Origin of the sequence: Spirosoma arboris, from assembly GCF_009754945.1 — a bacterium.
GTDB lineage: Bacteria > Bacteroidota > Bacteroidia > Cytophagales > Spirosomataceae > Spirosoma > Spirosoma arboris.
Map to the genome: position 1 here is coordinate 308,906 of NZ_WPIN01000008.1, position 18,587 is coordinate 327,492.

16 protein-coding genes are annotated in these 18,587 nt (G+C 46.1%); 8 read left to right on the top strand and 8 right to left on the bottom strand.

Going from position 1 to position 18,587, the window contains the following annotated elements:
• The first annotated feature begins 51 nt into the window (after positions 1-51).
• The 4 genes from GO755_RS22205 (at position 52) to GO755_RS22220 (ending at position 6,113) form a co-directional block, all read left to right on the top strand.
• Positions 52-1,311: an RNA polymerase sigma factor gene (locus tag GO755_RS22205; protein WP_157587479.1), complete on the top strand. Its 1,260-nt coding sequence runs from the start codon at positions 52-54 to the stop codon at positions 1,309-1,311.
• Between the two features lie 638 nt (positions 1,312-1,949).
• On the top strand, positions 1,950-4,379 hold the full coding sequence (locus GO755_RS22210; RefSeq protein WP_227687045.1) for a gliding motility-associated C-terminal domain-containing protein: 2,430 nt from the start codon (positions 1,950-1,952) through the stop codon (positions 4,377-4,379).
• A 144-nt stretch (positions 4,380-4,523) separates the two neighbouring features.
• The gene (locus tag GO755_RS22215) at positions 4,524-4,769 is read left to right on the top strand and encodes a hypothetical protein (protein WP_157587480.1); all 246 of its coding nucleotides are present in this window, start codon (positions 4,524-4,526) and stop codon (positions 4,767-4,769) included.
• A gap of 111 nt (positions 4,770-4,880) precedes the next feature.
• On the top strand, positions 4,881-6,113 hold the full coding sequence (locus tag GO755_RS22220; RefSeq protein WP_157587481.1) for a L,D-transpeptidase family protein: 1,233 nt from the start codon (positions 4,881-4,883) through the stop codon (positions 6,111-6,113).
• On the opposite strand, the gene GO755_RS22225 is transcribed toward GO755_RS22220, so the two are convergent.
• On the bottom strand, positions 6,083-6,802 hold the full coding sequence (locus GO755_RS22225) for a murein L,D-transpeptidase catalytic domain family protein (RefSeq protein ID WP_157587482.1): 720 nt from the start codon (positions 6,800-6,802) through the stop codon (positions 6,083-6,085). The genes GO755_RS22220 and GO755_RS22225 overlap by 31 nt on opposite strands.
• Before the next feature lie 107 nt (positions 6,803-6,909).
• On the opposite strand from GO755_RS22225, the gene GO755_RS22230 reads away from it, so the two are divergent.
• Positions 6,910-7,653: an EcsC family protein gene (locus GO755_RS22230; RefSeq protein ID WP_157587483.1), complete on the top strand. Its 744-nt coding sequence runs from the start codon at positions 6,910-6,912 to the stop codon at positions 7,651-7,653.
• Positions 7,654-7,663: 10 nt separating this feature from the next.
• Here the strand turns inward: GO755_RS22230 and GO755_RS22235 are convergent, their stop codons facing one another.
• From GO755_RS22235 to GO755_RS22265, 7 genes are all read right to left on the bottom strand, one after another.
• Positions 7,664-8,182, bottom strand: coding sequence for a hypothetical protein (locus GO755_RS22235; RefSeq protein ID WP_157587484.1), 519 nt, complete (start codon positions 8,180-8,182; stop codon positions 7,664-7,666).
• Positions 8,183-8,226: 44 nt separating this feature from the next.
• Entirely contained in the window at positions 8,227-9,366 is a 1,140-nt protein-coding gene (locus tag GO755_RS22240) for an FAD-dependent oxidoreductase (RefSeq protein WP_157587485.1), read from the bottom strand.
• Positions 9,367-9,394: 28 nt separating this feature from the next.
• Positions 9,395-10,153 carry a helix-turn-helix domain-containing protein gene (locus GO755_RS22245; RefSeq protein ID WP_198174896.1) on the bottom strand — a complete coding sequence of 253 codons (759 nt, stop codon included), beginning with the start codon at positions 10,151-10,153 and terminating at the stop codon, positions 9,395-9,397.
• 3 nt (positions 10,154-10,156) lie between these two features.
• A complete protein-coding gene (locus GO755_RS22250; RefSeq protein ID WP_227687046.1) occupies positions 10,157-12,052 on the bottom strand; it encodes a CocE/NonD family hydrolase in 1,896 nt (631 codons plus the stop codon).
• Positions 12,053-12,207: 155 nt separating this feature from the next.
• Positions 12,208-12,462 (bottom strand): hypothetical protein, encoded by a 255-nt coding sequence (locus GO755_RS22255; protein WP_157587486.1) that lies wholly within the window; start codon positions 12,460-12,462, stop codon positions 12,208-12,210.
• 88 nt (positions 12,463-12,550) lie between these two features.
• Positions 12,551-13,678: a serine hydrolase domain-containing protein gene (locus GO755_RS22260; protein WP_157587487.1), complete on the bottom strand. Its 1,128-nt coding sequence runs from the start codon at positions 13,676-13,678 to the stop codon at positions 12,551-12,553.
• A 103-nt stretch (positions 13,679-13,781) separates the two neighbouring features.
• On the bottom strand, positions 13,782-14,453 hold the full coding sequence (locus GO755_RS22265) for a PorT family protein (RefSeq protein WP_157587488.1): 672 nt from the start codon (positions 14,451-14,453) through the stop codon (positions 13,782-13,784).
• A 93-nt stretch (positions 14,454-14,546) separates the two neighbouring features.
• On the opposite strand from GO755_RS22265, the gene GO755_RS22270 reads away from it, so the two are divergent.
• From GO755_RS22270 to GO755_RS22280, 3 genes are all read left to right on the top strand, one after another.
• A complete protein-coding gene (locus GO755_RS22270) occupies positions 14,547-15,476 on the top strand; it encodes an EamA/RhaT family transporter (RefSeq protein WP_157587489.1) in 930 nt (309 codons plus the stop codon).
• 112 nt (positions 15,477-15,588) lie between these two features.
• Positions 15,589-17,145 carry a sulfatase family protein gene (locus tag GO755_RS22275; RefSeq protein ID WP_157587490.1) on the top strand — a complete coding sequence of 519 codons (1,557 nt, stop codon included), beginning with the start codon at positions 15,589-15,591 and terminating at the stop codon, positions 17,143-17,145.
• A gap of 135 nt (positions 17,146-17,280) precedes the next feature.
• Positions 17,281-18,366, top strand: a complete 1,086-nt coding sequence (locus tag GO755_RS22280) for a formylglycine-generating enzyme family protein (protein ID WP_157587491.1) — start codon at positions 17,281-17,283, stop codon at positions 18,364-18,366.
• Positions 18,367-18,587: the final 221 nt, after the last annotated feature.

The following is an 18,587-nucleotide window of genomic DNA, read 5'->3' on the forward strand; positions in this document are numbered from 1 at the left end:
GTCAAGTTGCTCTCCTTATTTCGCAGAAATGAGGAGAGCTTTTTACTCCTGATGTCCAGCGAACCACCCTCTGAATCCAACCAGTTAGTCGCCCACCTGTTTCGGCACGAAGCGGGCCGAATTGCTTCTGTCCTGACTTGTATGCTTGGGTTCGATCGACTCGATCTGGCCGAGGATATTGTGCAGGATACAATGGTGCAGGCTTTGCAGAGTTGGCGTTTTCAGGGTATTCCCGATAATCCGAGTGCGTGGCTTTACCGGGTTGCCCAAAATAAAGCCCTGGATGTTGTTCGGCGCGAAAGTCGATTCCGGCAGATTAGTGCTGATGTGGAGTATATCCGTCAGCAGGAAACTACCGAACTAATGAGCAATGCCTATTTCTTCGATGATGACATCACCGATAGTCAATTGAGAATGTTGTTTGCCATTTGCCACCCAGCTATTGGTGTTGAGTCGCAGATGGCTATGTGCCTGAAAATTCTCTGCGGGCTGAGTGTCCGGGAGATTGCTGCGGCATTTCTGACGACCGATGAAACAATCTCGAAGCGAATTTACCGGGCCAAAGAGAAAATTCGTCAGGAAAGCATTCAACTAGAAGTGCCAATTGGACCGCACTTAGCATCCCGACTGGATTCCGTCCTGAAAAGTATTTACCTCCTGTTCAGTGAAGGCTACAATTCGTCGCACCCTGACCAGCTTATTCGCCAGGATTTATGTGAAGAAGCCATGCGACTTTGTTTGCTGTTGGCCCAAACCCCGCCAACCCAGCAGCCTGCCGTTGATGCATTATTAGCTTTGATGTGTTTTCAATCCGCTCGCTTCGACGCTCGCACCGACGATACTGGCGGCATTATTTTACTCGCCGATCAGGACCGGAGCCGCTGGAATCAGGAGTTGATTCGGAAAGGGCATTTGTATCTCAATCGCTCTGCCGAAGGCTCAACGCCTAGTGAGTATCATCTCGAAGCCGGTATTGCCATGCAACATTGCATCGCTTCATCGTATGATACAACCGACTGGCCAACCGTGTTGCTTTATTATGACTTGTTGCTGGCCCGAAAACCGTCGCCCGTTGTGGCACTCCATCGGGCAGTGGCGGTAGCAAACGTACGCGGACCTGTGACCGCTATCGATGAAGTTGTTAACCTGTCGGGACTGGATACAATGCACCATTATCACGCAATTCTGGGCGATCTATACGAAAAGAACGGTCAGCCTGAACCGGCCCGAATTCATTATCGGCGAGCTATCCAGCTAACAGCCTCTATGGCTGAAAAAGAACTGATCGAACGAAAACTAAATCGACTGTAAGTCATTATTTTTTCACCCGCTTCAGCCATTCGTGGATCACGTGTTGTAACGCTTTTTCTTTCGCGTTACTGTCATCCATATTCGTAAAGATGGCCATTCGCCGACTGCCTTTATAATCTCCTTCTAATAATCCATTCGGATTTGTTGTAATAGCTATTTCCAGGCACTTACTTTTGTTTTATATACGCCAATAAAGTTCAATTGCCGACAAATCTAAGGGAAAGGTGTATACTATAACTAACTTCTATTTGTAAGTAAATAATTGATTAATAGTAGGTTGTGTCTATTTGTTTTGTGAGTTGACTAACGAATCTACTGACTTAACGGATTTTTAATCCATTACTGCTGACTGAAAGGCGCACATTCAGAAATCGCTATCTTTGCTTTATGAATGAGCGGTTCAAATTGTGGCTTAAGCGCGTTGGCTGGCTTGGCTTTTTCTTCTTTCTCATCAAAGGTCTTCTTTGGTTGATAATTCCATACCTCATTGCGAAGGGAGTTTTCTCTAAATAACCTATCAAATAAGGGGGTAAAATGCTAGTTTCTATAAGACCGTACGCTAATAGAATCAGGTTGTCGTACTTCTGGATTTGATAAATCCGTGTATATTCATTGCTGTGTTTCGAGACACGTGCAGAATGAATCCGAAATCCGGTACGGCTATTATGCAAGTGGTGAGGGGAGAAATGAGCCGTTGGTTTGGCATAGGAGTGTTGGTAATAGCATGGCTGTTGGCACTGCATGTTCAGGCAAACCATATCATTGGGGGTGACATGAGCATGCGTGCTGTTGGTACAAAACCCGGCTTGTTTAGAATCCAGTTGAACCAATTTTGGGATGAAACCAAAGTCGTTTCCGGCAACCGGGATGCATTGGTAACCTTGTTGATTTACCGCAAGCAAAATCCGATATTGGTTGAGCGAATTACACTATATATTAAGGAAACGCTACCCCTTACCTTCGGCAATGCTGCCTGTGCGAACCTTCGTCAATTAAACTTTTCGCAGGCCCGATACTACGATAATCATCAGTTTGATCCCACGCTCTATACCGATCCTGGAGGCTATTATATAGTCTGGGAGCGGTGCTGCCGAAATGATGGGTTGACCAATGTAAATAATGCCGTAGCAACTGGGGTTGCCATGACATTTTATTTAGAGTTCCCGCCAATGCTCAAAAATGGCGTGAATTTTACGAACTCCGCTCCCGAATTTCGCTTACCCAACGGAGACTACATATGTATTAACAAACCGTTTACGTTCGATGCAGGGGCGACGGATGCAGATGGTGACCAGCTTCGTTATTCGCTTGTAACACCATTGAATGGCTACACTACCAACATATCACCTGGCGTTACAGACGTTTCGCCCAGAGATAGTTACCCACCTATTAGCTGGGCACCGGGGTTTAGTTTAGCTAATGTTATTCCTGGTAACCCTCCATTGAGTATCGATCCCGCTACGGGAGTTTTGCGTGTCCGGGCTTCTGCCGAAGGTTTGTACCTATTCTCCGTTCAATGTGAGGAGTTTCGGAATGGCGAACGAATTGGTAGTGTGCGCCGGGATTTTATGCTGCCAGTGGTAGATTGCTCGAAAAACACGCCCCCGCCTGCGGTTATAATGGCCAGTGGGAAAGTAGCTGCCGATCTTGTCTCATGCAATAGCCAGCCCCTAATATTAGCCGTCGAAAAAGATCCAGTCTGGGCTTACCAATGGCAAAAAGACGGGAATAATATCCGCGGATCTACCAGCGACACGCTACAGGTACGGGAAGCAGGGGTTTATACAGTTGTCAAGAGCCAGGCAAAAGCGTGTGCTAATGATACTACGTCGCAGGCAGTCAAGATTAGCTTTATAAAGGCGCCTGCCATCAGCTTGTCGCTGGCAACTCTGGAGCCCTATTGTTTAGGAGATACGCTTACGTTGAAAGCCACTGGACAGCTTGATTATCAGTATAAATGGCAATATAATGGGAAGGATATCGCGGGCGAACAGCAAACTACGCTCAGGGTATATCAGTCTGGGACGTATGGTGTATTGGCCCGAACAACTGTAGGCGCTTGTGAGGGGAAAGACAGTTTGAAGGTAACCCTAAACTCTCGACCAACAGTCAAAATTAATGCACCAGCACTAGGCTTTTGCCCAGATCAATCCATTCAACTCACGGCTGATGGGACAGGAGCCTCACGGTATCAATGGCAGCAAAACGGTACGAAATTGAGCGATACGACCAGTCGCTTACTGGCTCGTCAGGCAGGTACTTATCAGGTTACTGTAACAGCTCCAGGTGGTTGTACGGCCACTTCATCCCTCGTCACACTCACGCAATACGATCGTCCGATTGTGCAGTTTGATTCCATTTTCCCGATTTGCCTTACCAGTAGCACCACGCTAATTTCATTGGCCGCCCAACCCACTGGGGGAGTCTATACGGGAACGGGCGTTCAGGAAAATCGGTTCGATCCAGCAGTTGCTGGTGTTGGGAAACATAAACTAACCTACAACTTTACCTCCGGTCAGGGTTGCCAGGCCGAACAAAGTCGGTGGGTAGAGGTGTCGCCGGGGGTCAATTTAACAGGCCCAACTACCTATAAACTGGCAAAAGGTCAAAATGTACAGCTCCTGATTCAGGCCGATCAGCCTATTAGCCGTTATCAATGGGAACCGCCTGCCTCTCTAAGTCAGGTCGATGTAAGTAGCCCCATTGCCCGCCCGCTTGAAACAACAGCTTATTCCTTAACGGCCACCAGCACAATGGGTTGTAGCAATACCTTATCGTTACTGGTTGTCGTTTCTGATCTGCTCGATATTCCCACTGCATTTTCGCCCAATGGCGATGGGCTTAATGATGTATGGGTACTGCCCAATATCGGGGTTTTTCCAGATTGCGAAGTGTCTATTTATAACCGCTGGGGAGAACTGGTTTTCTTTTCACGCGGGTATGCCCAACCCTGGGATGGTACCTATAAGCAGGAACGGGTACAAACGGGGGTCTATACCTATCAAATTCATATTGGCGATGGTACAGCTGCAACGTCTTACCGAGGACAGCTAATGGTAATTCATTAAGTGCCATAATCGGAAACTCTATTTGGGCCGGGTAGTAGCGTTTATGCCACTACCCGGCCTTCTTGGTGAAAAGAGTAAACAATAGCTTTGTTTACTGGTTTGATAGACTAATGATTAAATAGAAACTTGATAGGTAAGATCGTTATGGAAAATCAGGAAAAAGAAGACATCATTCGGGCAAAGCAAGCCATTTCGCCCGCTGGTTTGGCCAATCAATCCGCTGAAGGAACTAGTGGGCCAGGTAGCCAAATCGACGCTAAAGAACTGGAACCTGACGCGCTGGAAGACGACTATATGGACGGCGATGATATAGCTGCCAACGTGCGCATGACGCACCCGAACCGAAATCCAAATCCTAAGCCAGATATCGACAAGCCTGCTTATAGCTAAACAACAAGAAGGGCAACTCGAAATGGGTTGCCCTTCTTGTTGCTCTACTGCAAATCGCAAACCAATGACAGGGTTGCCCAGTTTTATCAATAAGTAGACATAATAATACACATGGATCGCATAGATAAACGAAGAATTGGAATTGGTGTTGCGGTGGTAGCTGGTCTGGTACTCCTGTTCTTTGTTGGTAAATGGTATAGCAAACAGAAGTCGATAAAAAAGGAGCAGGCGCAGGTTGAACAGGCTCGTAAAGAGGCAGAGAAGCGGGCTAAACAAGCTTTATTGACCTTGCATCAGGTCTGTCGTTACGCTGATTCAGTTGGTATTGACACCACCCGATTTGGTGCTAAGGCAGGTAGCCAGAATACCGAAACCGCTACTAAGCTAGCCGACTTATTGTTAGAAATTCGCTACGGTAAAAAACCATCCCGTCTGGAATTTAGTGGCTTAAAGGAAGCCGTTGACTCTAGTTGGACCAAGGACAGTGACGAGGCAACCAAGCCGGAATCGCTGGCAAAACTGTCGCCGTTTGGTCCCTATAACCAATTGGTTGGCCATTATAATCGACTCCGAAAACTGGTTAAATCGAATCCCGTAATGGCCGATTCGTTACGACTAATTCGGCAGACGCTTAATTTTTACCGATACGTCAACCGCTTTGATGCCGACCGGTTTGTGGTCGTCAATATTCCCGCAGGCGAATTGAATGTATTCGACCGAGCAGGCAAACGTCTGCTGCCGATGCAGGTTATTACCGGCAAACCCGACAAGCGCACCCCCTGCATGACAACCTATGTTCAGGATATTGTGGCATATCCTTATTGGAATGTACCGCGCAACATAGCGTTAGACGAAATGCTCCCCCGCATGAAGCGAAATATAGCATTCATCTACAATCAAAATCTACAGATTCTGGATGAAAAGAATCAGGAAATTGACCCCGAAGAAATTGACTGGGATGGCTTATCAACGACCAATTTCCCGTACCGGGTTCGGCAGGCGTCGGGCTGTGAGAATTCGCTGGGCCTGTTGAAATTCGATCTGGCGAATCCGCTGGCGATTTACCTACATGATACCAATAGTCGTGATCTATTTACCCAAACCAACGATCGTTGGCGGAGTCATGGCTGCGTACGGGTGCAGAAGCCGGTTGAGTTAGCTAACTTGATTCTGGGAACGCCAACCTTCGATGCCACTTTTATGAATAAATGCTTAGTAGACCAGAAACCCCGGACACTAAGCATTCCAAAACCGTTTCCGGTTTTTATTACCTACAACATTGCTGATGTAGATGCAACGGGCAAACTCCGGTTTTATAAAGATGTGTATGCGCTGGACAAATAAGTCGACTGTTTTAAGTAGTCGGGATTGGGCGCATAAACGAACAGGCATGATCCGCCTTTAACTGCCTGAATAATGCCTTTTGAGTCAGCATAAGGGACAGCGGGACAGCCCTGGCTGCGGCCTAACCGACCCGTTTTGCGAATGATATCTTCGCAAACGTAATCAGCCCCATGCAGGACAATATTTCGATTATATACGTTGTCGTTGAAGCCTTTTTCCAGACCTTTCAATTGCAACGACAGCCCATGTTTGCCCATGTAGGTGTTAAGCGTCTGGTAAAATCCCAAACTACTCTGAAACGACGATTGAGTATTGGAAAATTGATTGGCAGTTAAATCACCGGAGTTACGTCCATGCGCGACATAGGTGTTAAAAACCAGCTTTTTGTTGAACAAATCGACAACGTATAGCCGTTTATGATTTGACGGCTGGCTTAGGTCAACAATGGTTAGCATTGACTTAGCGGTATCCATTTTCTGCCAGCCGCGTAGTGCGTACTCGAAAACGGATCGTTCTAAACCAGTCTGGCTTAGATTAAGCTCGTCATAGACAGCAAGATGACCAACAGATTTAACGGTTTTGGGGGCTGAGATAGGGGCTGCAGCTACAACGTTACGGGTAGATTTGAGTCCGGTGGTAGCAAAATAAATAACTACTAAACCAACCAGAAGCAAAAGAACATTCTTCATACCGACAAATAGACGTGTTTACGGGTTCATGAGGATGTATAATGACAACAGACTCATGCGAGTTTTAATTCGATGAAGATACTACTTTTCTCTAAAATAATAGCCGTATGACTGCTTATGAACAGGCTGTTCGCAATGAACTAACCCGCTGGCAGCAGGCCATGCAAAAGCCGCCATCAGCCTTTGGCCGGATCTCTACATCGCTCCAGCACCGGATTAATCGCATCATTCCCGACCGCGTACATGCTGTTATTACGGCTACGATCAAACAAATGACTCGGGCCGTTTTGTTTGGGGCTGAGTTTCTTAACCGCACACCTGTGGTTGGCGAAACGCTTGCCCAGCGCGATTCTGCGGTGGCGAAACGTATTGATTTTTATCGAAAAACAAGTGCTGCCGAAGGGGGCGTTACGGGCGCAGGTGGATTTTGGCTCAGTATGGCCGATTTTCCAATATTGCTTGGTTTAAAAATGAAAATGCTGTTCGAGATTGCCAGTTTATATGGTTTCTCGGTGAGCGATTACCGGGAGCGGGTTTTCATTCTCTATATTTTTCAATTGGCCTTTTCGAGCCAGGAGCGTCGGCAAGTGATTTATGAATATGTTGCCAACTGGCCTGAACATAGCCGTCAATTACCCGAAGATATTAATCAGTTTGACTGGCTGACGTTTCAGCAGGAGTACCGAGATTACATTGATCTGGCAAAAATGGCGCAATTGATTCCGGGTATTGGAGCCGCAGTTGGCGTTGTTGTCAACTACCGGCTTGTGAATCAGCTTGGCCGCACTGCCATGAATGCTTATCGGATGCGATTGCTGAGTGAAAATCCGGCGTTACTGGAGAGAAAATAACATGAACCGGCTAAGCATTCTCACCTTGCCTTTTTAACTGATCCGCAAAAAGCGTTTCAATTTCCACGAGTTGCGCTGGGTCTGCCCACATATGAAATCTGGCATAAGGTGGATTTGACTCAAATTTAATACTGGACGATACCCCAAGGAACTCAGGATAGCTGGATGGAATTCCAGTTAGCGTTATCTCAATATGGTCAGAACCATCCCATGTCTGATAGCCATAATAGGCTTTTATAGTAACAGAAAAATCTCCTTCCCCTTTTAGAATAAATTCGTTAACTGAAATAAAATAATAGACTTCAGTAATTGGATTTATTTCGTAAGCGTCCTCTTTAAACGAAATCGTTTCAGGCAACGGAGGAATCGAAAATGGGGGATATATAATTTTAGCGACCTTGACCACTAAATCAACCCAGTCTGCATAAAATTGCCTTGGCACATTAGCTACTTCGTCCCGTTTAAAAACAGCTGCGACTGGAGAAATAAATATATTTTCGTAGCTTTTTGAATCGCCTAATTTGGGCATATGTAGTCAGATTTTGTCGGTAGCTATTGAGATAAATTGGGTGGCTAACTAAACATATCCAGCATATCGGAAAGCCCATGCGGAGAATGCATGGAAGCTGTTTGCTCTAATGTTAGTTGCCCAATTTCGGCAAATCTAGCCAGCATCTGTTTCTCATAACTAGCTATTGCAGTTTGGATGTTCGGGAACTCATCATTGAGTAAGCAATTACTTAATTCTAACGCATCGAGCATAGCCATGTTGACACCTTCTCCGGCATAGGGGGGCATTAGATGGGCTGCATCACCCAACATGGTTAGGTTTGGTAAAGTAGGCCAACTTTGATCTAAAGGCATACAATATTGCGGACGGGGTATGAAGTGGGCGTCCGCTTTTTCGAATAACTCAAGCCAACTACTGTCCCAGCCTGAAAACTCCTGCTGAAACCAGGCCAGGACCTGCGCTCTACTATTGAAATCAATCCCACTCGAGCGGACCCAATTTTCATCGGTTTTACAACCAGTGTAGAAAACCAGACTACCATCCCCTTTAGAACTTACGATCAGGGTTTTTTCATCGCCCAGCGCAAATATTTTGCCCCCGTTTAAGAGTTTATGTATGGCGGGCGCTGCTGTTTCAGAGTTATAGACTGCTCCTTCAACCACTGTAATTCCAGAATAAAAAGGCTTGATCGGTGTAATAAGGGGCCTTATTTTAGAATTTGCCCCATCGGCGGCAATAACAATATCGGCAAGGGCAGATGTACCATTCTGAAAGTCAAGCTTCCAGGAATCCCCAACCGCCGACAGGGAAATCAGGTAGCTGTTCCAGACAACTGTGTCTGGTTGTAATGATTCCAGCAAAATTTTTCTTAGGGGCCCCCGATCAATTTCTGGGCGAAGTGGTTCAAATCCCTCGTTTATATCGTCGTCATAGAGGATCGTTGCATTTTTATCGACGAGCCGCATCTTATCGGCTCCCGGACGAAAGTTAGCTTTAAAGGCTTCCATCAATCCAGCTTCCCGGAGCGCCATTAACCCTGAATCATCATGCAGGTCAAGCGTCGCTCCCTGTACCCGAACGTCCTTATTTAGATCCCGTTCGTAGACTTTTACGTTGGCACCATTCAGTTGCAAAAGTCTGGCAAGTGTCAATCCACCCGGCCCACCGCCCACTATAGCTATTCGTTTATTGTTAATCAACATGGCTGAATTAGTTTATTGTGAGACAAAACTACTTCCTGGGCAATGTTGAAAATTGTATAAATCGGTCGTTTTTGTTTTGGGTAAGTTCTTTGGGGGTAACGCCGGAGAATTTTTTGACTTCTTTAATAAAATGAGCCTGATCGGTAAAATGTTGTTCGGGAAAAAGCTTTCCCTCTTTAATCTGATTAAACGAAGCCTTGTATCTTAAAATGTTGCAGTACGTTTTTAATGAAATGCCAACCCATTGGTTAAAATAGCGATTAATCTGTCGGCTAGTCCAATGAACAGCTTCGGAGAGTTCGCTAACCGATAATGAGCCTTGTGAGGTATAAATCAGATCAAAAAGTTTTCGTTTTCGTTCATCGACATTGCCTTTTAATAGTCCAATCATTTTGTCGGAAACTCTGGCACAAAAGCCATCAAAATCACTCAGGTCATCCACTGTGATTCCCCAAAAGTCGGCGGGCAAGTAATCGACTTTATTGACTAGCGACGAAAGAGTTGTATCGAGGAGATATTCAAGCGCCAGTAATTTAAAACTAACGGCAAAAATGACCGATTCGGGAGCAATGGCACTTTGCGAAGGCTCACTACCTAAGCCAGCAATTGTAACGTGGAAGGGTTCTTTAGATGAACAGGAGAAGAAAATATCGAACCGACCATCCGGCAAAACAACTACCTCCTTTTCAGTATTGGTAGGATTTGCGAGCATCCAGAAACTTTCCACAAAGTCGGAAAGTGCTGGACCTGGTTTAATAAACGTATAGTCAAGATCGATTGCGGCCACTTCTTACTTCGCTAACACACCAATTTCTACATAACTATCACCCTGCTTACCGTGATAAACACGGTGCATTGCTTTTTGATAATCAGACTCTCTTGCCGTGAAAATATTCACAAACGTTTGCGGGTTTCGATCTGCTAAGGGGAAGCAGCTACTTTGCACCTGCACCATCAGGCGGTGGCCTTTTTTGAATGTATGCAGTACATCCTGTAACTCCAGGGCCACTTGTGTGGGCGTATTAGGTGTAAACGCTTCGGGTTTACTGACATTGTTACGGTAACGTCCTCGCATAATTTCGCTACGTACTAATTGCTGGTAGTCGCCGAAGACAATCTCTTTCTTTTGGGGATTCTGGGGTGCATAAGGTGGATACACGTCAATGATTTTTACCATCCAGTCGGCGTCGGTGCTGGTGGTCGATACAATAAGGTGGGCCATCATTGGACCCGCCAATGTCAGATCTTCCGTCAGTGTATCGGTCTGGAAGGTTAGAACATCCGGGCGAGCCGATGCGAATCGTTGATCATCCACCATGTATTCGGCCCAAAAGCCTCTATTGATTTTGCTGGCCATTGGAACGGGGTGCGCCGGATCGGAAAGGAATTCAGAGAAAGCTGCACCGGTTGTCGAAGGCGTAAAGGCAAGCTTGCCACTGCTTTGCAGGTATACTTTTTTCTGTTCAATGCCTTTGGGTGGATACGTATCAAAGGTACGCCAGCGATTGGTGCCGGTCTCGAACAGGGTAGCTTCAGGTAAGCCTACTGAGTTGGCTGTCCGACGGTTCGCTTCATCGAATAGGTAATACCGAAAAAATTTAGCTTCGATCGTTTCCTGATAATGGGGCGACGTAGCAGAACCAAAATCCAGATCATTCAGCGTTTGACCCGATGGGCCAGCCCAACCTCCATGTCGCCAGGGGCCGACCACAAAAATGTTTTGTATCCCTGGATTTTGCTTCTCAATAGCCTTATAGGTATTAAACGTGCCGTATAAATCCTCTGCATCGTACCAGCCTCCAACAACCATTATGGCATGTTTGATGCCTTTAAGGTGTGGAAGAATAGTCCGTTTTTTCCAGTAATCGTCATAGTCTGGATGCTCAAAATGCTCATAATAATACTTATTCCGCCCTTTAAAATAGCTACTTTCCGAATTAGCCGTCGGGCCCATGTTCAGATAGAAATGATATCCATCAGGATCGTGGTTCTCAAATAGCGAAGATGATAGTTGTTTAATAGGCTGCTTACGTTCCTGAAAAAAGGCATAGAAACCGAAGTTGGCGGAAAGTTGAAAAGCACCATAGTGGAAAGAGTCATCGCGCCAGTAATTAGCAATAGGTGCCTGGGGAGAAGAGGCTTTTAATGCCGGATGCCCAGATATGGAGCCCGCTGACGTAAAGAAGCCATTATAACTAATGCCCCACTGGCCTACATTGCCATTGTGATTGGGAATATTTTTCAGCAGCCAGTCGATCGTGTCATACGTATCAGACGCTTCATCGTGATCAGCATTACTTTTCTTAACGTCGATATGTGGGGTTAGTACCACAAATGTTCCCTCCGATGCCCAGCGGCCCCGCACATCCTGATAGACGACAATATACTTCTCCCGTAGCATAAACGGATTTGGTCCTACACGTTGACGGAAGCTATCCGGACCGTAGGGTTGACAGCTATAAGGCGTACGATTAATGAGAATTGGATGCTTTACCGTTTGATCTTTAGGCGCATAGATTTGCGTAAACAGCTTGGTGCCATCGCGCATGGGCACCATAAATTCAGACTTCTGGTAGTTTTCGCGTAGATAAACCGAATCCTGCGCCAGTGTAAATGGGTAGGGATTCGCTGACTGAGCAGCGACCAGAGCAGGCATCAAAAAAAGGAAGAGGAGAAATGTTTTCAAGGAGATGAGGAAATTAGCGTGTAGTCAGTACGAAAGAGTGGCTAATAGTACTGAAAAATAGCCATTTATGAAACCGCTAATCATCCTGGTAAGTAATTTCTTGCCATCCAATAGAAGTGCTGCCTGTCCGACATACCCTAACACGGTATGGCTAATTAACGAGTAGTATCTCTGCGGTTTATTTCTGCTTGAATGCTCTTTAGGTTTTGTGAATATCTGGAGCCAATCAGAAAAGAAAAAATTAGCAAAATAACAGGAAGGACAAAACTTTTATGTGTAGCAGCATAAACAGCAATGCCGATTAGAACACCTATGAACACAGCAGTTGTGATTTTTTGTGATTTCATTTTTTTCTCTTCTGCCACTAATTCATCAAGTGTCATTTTAGAGTAGTCTTTACTTGAAAACATACTAATAGTTACGTATAAGAAAAATTTTGAAACTGTAGTTACATTCCTTGCAGTCAATCAGCTAATTGATTTTCTTGCGCCCTCGTGATTACTTCCGCTTTTTGTAAGGCTTATAGCCTAGAAACGCCACTGTCGTTGGATCGAATCCCATAAACTGTCGGGTTATATCGCCAATCAAAGTTAAGCCGTTTGTCGAATTGGTAAAATAGACCACGGCGTCCTGGCTTTTCTGGCAACCGGTCATGTAGCATTTGTAGGTGTCGTTATCGCCCCAGTGCCAGAAATAATCAGCCTTCGGGCCGTGTTCTAAGCCAAAGCCTAATCCCCAACTGAGCGTTGGTGAGAGCGTATCGGTATTACCCGAAAATGTTTGGGGTAATTGACCCTGGGGTGTTAGCATTTGGCTAACCGTGGCCGCTTTGAGGCCCTTTGGGGTTAAGATAGCGATCAGAAATCGGGCGTAGTCATCGGCAGTGGTTTGCAGAGAATAAGCTGTATTGGCCTGATTGGATTTATAATGCGATTCTGCTTTACCCGCTTCATTGTGTGGAAAGGCGAAATTATCATCGAATGTAGAATTCCAAATATAACTACTACGGGTCATCTGCAAAGGGATAAACACGCGCTTGGTCATGAGGTCATTTAGCGGAAGACCTGTAATCTTTTCAATTACTTTTTGCAGATAAACGAATCCTTCACCTGAGTAGCCAAAGCGTTCGCCGGGTGCCCAGCGCATGGCCAATTCTGATGATCGCCTGTTTTTGCGCCAGTTGGGGAAGCCTGTTCGGTGACTGAGCACCATCCGGGCTGTAATCTTTTTGTAGCGCTCGTCGGCCGCAACGTCTGGATAGGGGAGATATTCATATAATGGCTTATCTAAATCCAGAACTCCTTCTTCAACTAATTGTAACACAGCATAGGCAAAAACTGGTTTGCTTAGCGAAGCCGCATCGAAAATGGTGGCTGATGTTACTTGTTGAGTTGAGCCAGCTTTGGTGAAGCCATACCCTTTGCTGTAGACAAGTTTGTTGTCGCGAATAATGGCAATAGAGAGTCCGGGTACGTTGGCACTATCCATGTGTTGCGTAATGAATTGATCAACCTGGACAGGGTTGAGATCCGATTGTTGGGAATAGGCTTGAGTCGTTACTAATGCTAACCAGCTTAAAGTCACCATCAATAGGCTATTGGGGCGAAATTGGAAAATTATGTTCATAATCTGAGAGAGAAATGTGTGTCCGATAGATGCAAGTAAATGTAGTACAGTTGCATAGCGCGGCTTTTGAGTGGTTTGCAATGGATAGCTTTTGCTGTCTGATTCAGAACGTATAAGCGAGTTGTGTTAATAAACTAAGTTCAAAGGACGAATCATAGGTAGTGGCACCACCTAATTGCCCAAACTTGTATATCCAGACAGGTTGTGCCATCAGTGTATATCGGTTGGTTAATTTATACCGGGCTCCAGCGCCTAACAATCCATGGAAAATAGGGCGTGGCGTTGATAGAAGCCGTAGGTATTGTGTTGATTCGCCAGTCCGTGTGACGACTACTCTTGAGGTGATTGGCAAATCGACAAATAGGCCTAGTGAAAAGTAAGGTGATAGACGTTGCGCTGAGGAGTAATAGTTTAGCAAAAGTGGAAAGCGGATAACCCGGTTATGAAGCACCACCGTTCCGGGCCCTGCTATGGGTTGGCGCGCCTGACGAAGGCTTAATTGCTGAAACCAGACGCCTGATGATACAGACCAGCCGGGAGTATAATTATAAGCTACCGACACACCCGCTGAGTAACCGGTCGCCCAACGGGAACCGCTTAAATAAACCGGTTCCACAATCTGTCCATCACTTTCGGGGTATAGATATCGGTTCGTGTAATAGGTATGTGAAAATGTTGGTAATAGTGTTGCCGAAATAGATAATGTTTGCTGACTCCAGGAGAGAGTCATTGAAAAAAGCAGAAAGGCAACCAGAAGAAGGAAACTCCTGTTCATGACAAAACGGCCAGTTGAGGGGCGGAAAGATACGCCCGTAACCGAATCGAGCGGTTAACTTAGCCTCAAAATTACCAGCCCACTTCTGTACTCATGCTTTTTCTAGGTCTTAGCATCCTGCTTTCGGTGCTCTTGTTGCTGAATTTTCGGGTATTCCCCCGCTATGAAGTCAATACGTTTCAGGCCATTGTATTCAATTACCCGGTTTGTTTTCTGACGGGACTGTTGCTCTTGCCTGCTGGTCAATCCTTCTCGATCGATTTTTCTCAGACCTGGACGTGGCTGGCCTTTGGCTTAGGCGTAGGCTTTATTTTAACCTTTCTGCTGTCGGGTGCATCTACCCAGCGAATGGGCATTACGGCTACGTCTTTAGCTAATAATCTATCGTTAGTTATTCCGGTCTGTTTCAGTCTGTTCGTTTTTCAGACGGGTGGTAAAACGTTCGATGCGCTGAACTATCTGGGGCTGGTGTTGGCCGTAATCGCGGTAGGACTGAGTACCTATAAAAAAGAACCACCAGTCGTTGATCCCGACTCATCAGCCAGGCCAGCATCGCGCCGATTGGGAGCTTATGTATTGCTGCCAGTAGCGGTATTTTTGTTTTACGGGGCCACAAATACGATGATCAATTACATGAACCTGCGTTATATTCCATCTGCCGACAAAACTATTCAGGTAACATTGACGATGGTTATTGGGGCTATTGTGGCTGGATTGTTGATGCTGACTGTGCGATTAATTCAGGGTAAGGAAACGTTTCAACCTCGGAGTCTGCTTGGTGCAGTTACGTTGGGAATACCAAACTTTCTGAGTTTCTATACGCTGGTTCTGGCCCTGTCAGCTTTTGGTGGCAATGGTGCTTTTGTCTATCCGATTTATAACATCGGAGTTATACTTTTGGCGGCTATCATGGCCGCTCTGTTTTTCCGGGAACAGCTCTCAGTCGCCAATAGAATTGGCCTGGCATTGGCTGTATTGGCCATTGGATTAATTTCGTGGCAAGAACTAGCGCAGGCTTTTTAAGTTAATGCTCCTCTCTCCGCAGTCTCTATTCGCCTGAAAGTAAAAACAGGGATACCTGTACTTAACGGTACGTAGAGTAATAAAAACCTTTGCGCTCTCTGCGTTTAAACACATGGCAACAAACCGTTTCTATTCCCTTAGTCAACTCTTTCTGGCGCTGCTAACGATCTCGGCCTGTTCATCCAAAAAGCAGGCCGAGATTGCCCAAACAGATCGGCCTAACATTATCTTTATTTTCTCCGATGATCATGCGTATCAGGCAATTAGTGCTTATGGGAGCAAACTGGCCAAAACGCCGAATATCGACCGAATTGCCAGTGAAGGGGCCATTTTGCATACAAATGTAGTGACCAACTCCATTTGTGGGCCGAGTCGGGCTACCTTGCTGACGGGGAAATACAGCCACCTGAACGGCTATAAGCTAAACGAGAAAGTATTTGATGTTAATCAGCCCGTTTTTCCAGAGGAGTTGAAGAAAAACGGCTACCAGACGGCCTGGATTGGCAAAATGCACCTCGGTGCGTTACCGAATGGGCTTGATTATCTGAATGTACTGCCTGGACAAGGACACTATTATAACCCAGACTTTGTCAATTCGAAGCGCGATACGGTTCAATATCCCGGCTACGTTACGAATGTCGTCACGAAATTATCGCTGGATTGGCTGACGAAGCGCGATAACTCAAAGCCGTTCTTTCTGGTCGTAGGCCATAAGGCGACTCACCGCGAGTGGTTACCCGATTTGCCTGATCTGGGGGCCTACGATAAGGTCACGTTTCCGCTGCCGCCTTCGTTTTATGATGACTATAAAGGGCGTATAGCGGCTCACGATCAGGACATGACCATCGACAAAACGATGCGCCTGAAGGAAGACCTTAAAGTACATGCCGACTACGAAAAAAGTGGCATTTATAACCGCTTTACACCTGAGGAGAAAAAGCCCTTTTACGACTATTACGAAAATAAAATCAGTAAAGAGTTCGACGCCAAGAAGCTGACTGGTAAAGTATTAATCGAATGGAAATACCAGCGATATCTGAAAGATTACTTATCGGTAGCGAATTCACTGGATCGGAACATCGGGGAGTTATTGGATTACTTGGATAAAACGGGTTTAGCTAAAAATACAGTGGTGATTTATGCGTCCGATCAGGGTTTTTACATGGGCGAACATGGTTGGTTCGACAAAAGGTTTATCTACGAAGAATCGCTGAAAACGCCGTTTGTCATTCGTTATCCGGGTGTTATTAAAGCAGGTACGCAAGTCAATGAATTGGTGTCAAACATCGACTGGGCGCCCACGCTCCTGAACCTAACCGGGACCACTATTCCCAGCGGAATGCAGGGCGAATCGTTCCTGCCTTTATTGAAAGGTGAAAAAGTACCCTGGCGTAAAGAAGCCTATTATCATTACTACGAATTCCCGAAACCGCATCATGTTTATCCGCATTTTGGTCTTCGAACGGAACAATACACGCTGGTTCGGTTTTATGGCCCTAAAGACTTTTGGGAATTATACGACCTCAAAAAAGACCTAAACGAGTTGAACAACCTGTACGGAACAAAAGGCTACGAAGCAATAACGACTGATCTGAAAGGGAAACTGAAGGATCAGATGCGGAAATACAAGGATGATGAAGCACTCAAATTATTGGAAAGTAAGCCATGATAAGCTGTTTTTGTCCTCTCGACGTCGGGAAAGATCTCAATTTTCTCATTAGTCAACCTCAAGATCTCTCCTGACGTCGAGAGGACAGAAAATGGTGGATTTGTTTTAAATCAAGCGTTCAAAGACGTAGATGGTATGTGTGTAAGATATGTTTTAGTGAGTTGTATACTGCTGGCAGGAATCGCCGGATGTAATTCAACCAATAAATCGAAGGATGAACAGGCGCAGGCATCGAAAGACTCGGCTGCTGCCTGTATCGCGAAAGGAATGCCGTCCCGATCGGCTGCTATTCGTAATGCAGCCGCTGGGGTTGAATCGGGAGCGGGCAGTACGGAGGGGATGGTATTGATTCCGGGTGGCACGTTTCTGATGGGTTCAGATGAATTTCCTGACGCCCGGCCTGTACATTCCGTAATGGTGAAGGGATTCTGGATGGACGAACACGAAGTTACGAACGCCGAGTTTGCCAAATTCGTAGCGGCAACGGGTTACAAAACCATCGCCGAGCGTCCGCTGAATCCGAGTGATTATCCGGGTGTTCCTGCCGAGCAACTCGTGCCAGGATCAGCTGTTTTTACGCCACCTGCCGAAAAAGTATCACTGGCGAACCCATTACGTTGGTGGGAATATGTCAAAGGAGCGAGTTGGCAGCACCCCAAAGGGCCGTCGAGTAATCTGAAGGGACATGAGAACGAGCCCGTTATTCACGTAAGCTATGACGATGCGCTTGCGTATGCGAAATGGGCCGGAAAACGCTTGCCAACCGAAGCCGAATGGGAGTTTGCAGCGCAAGGTGGCAAAGGCAATCGAACGTACTATTGGGGAAGTGAACTTAAACCGGCTGGCAAATGGGTCGCCAATATTTATCAGGGCAGTTTTCCCGATCATAACACGACCGAAGACGGTTTTGTGGGCGTTGCTCCTGTAAAATCATTTCCGGCTAATTCCTACGGATTGTACGATATGGATGGCAATGTGTGGGAGTGGTGCCAGGATTTTTACCGCCCGGATTACTACACGAAATTGGTTACCAATAACCCACAAGGACCATCGGACAGCTACGACCCTGATGAACCAGGAGCCGTAAAGCGCGTTCAACGGGGAGGCTCGTTCCTGTGCAGCGATGAGTATTGCATTCGTTACAAAGCGGGTAGCCGGGGCAAAGGCGAAGTAAGTAGTGGGAGCAATAACCTTGGCTTTCGGTGCGTACGGGATAAATGAAAATACAGTATTAGCCCATGACTTTAGTCTTGGGTAAGAAATCCGCTGGATTTATGAAATTGAACCGTTTTAACGGTTTGCTTACTAAAACCGTTGAAACGGTTCCTCATCGTGAACTCCCTTTGTTAAAACCCACAGCTAAAGCGGTGGGCTGATAGTAAACCTGCCCCAAATCCCGCTAAAATTTCGTATCTTTGTGGTTCAATCTGAACGCAAAATCA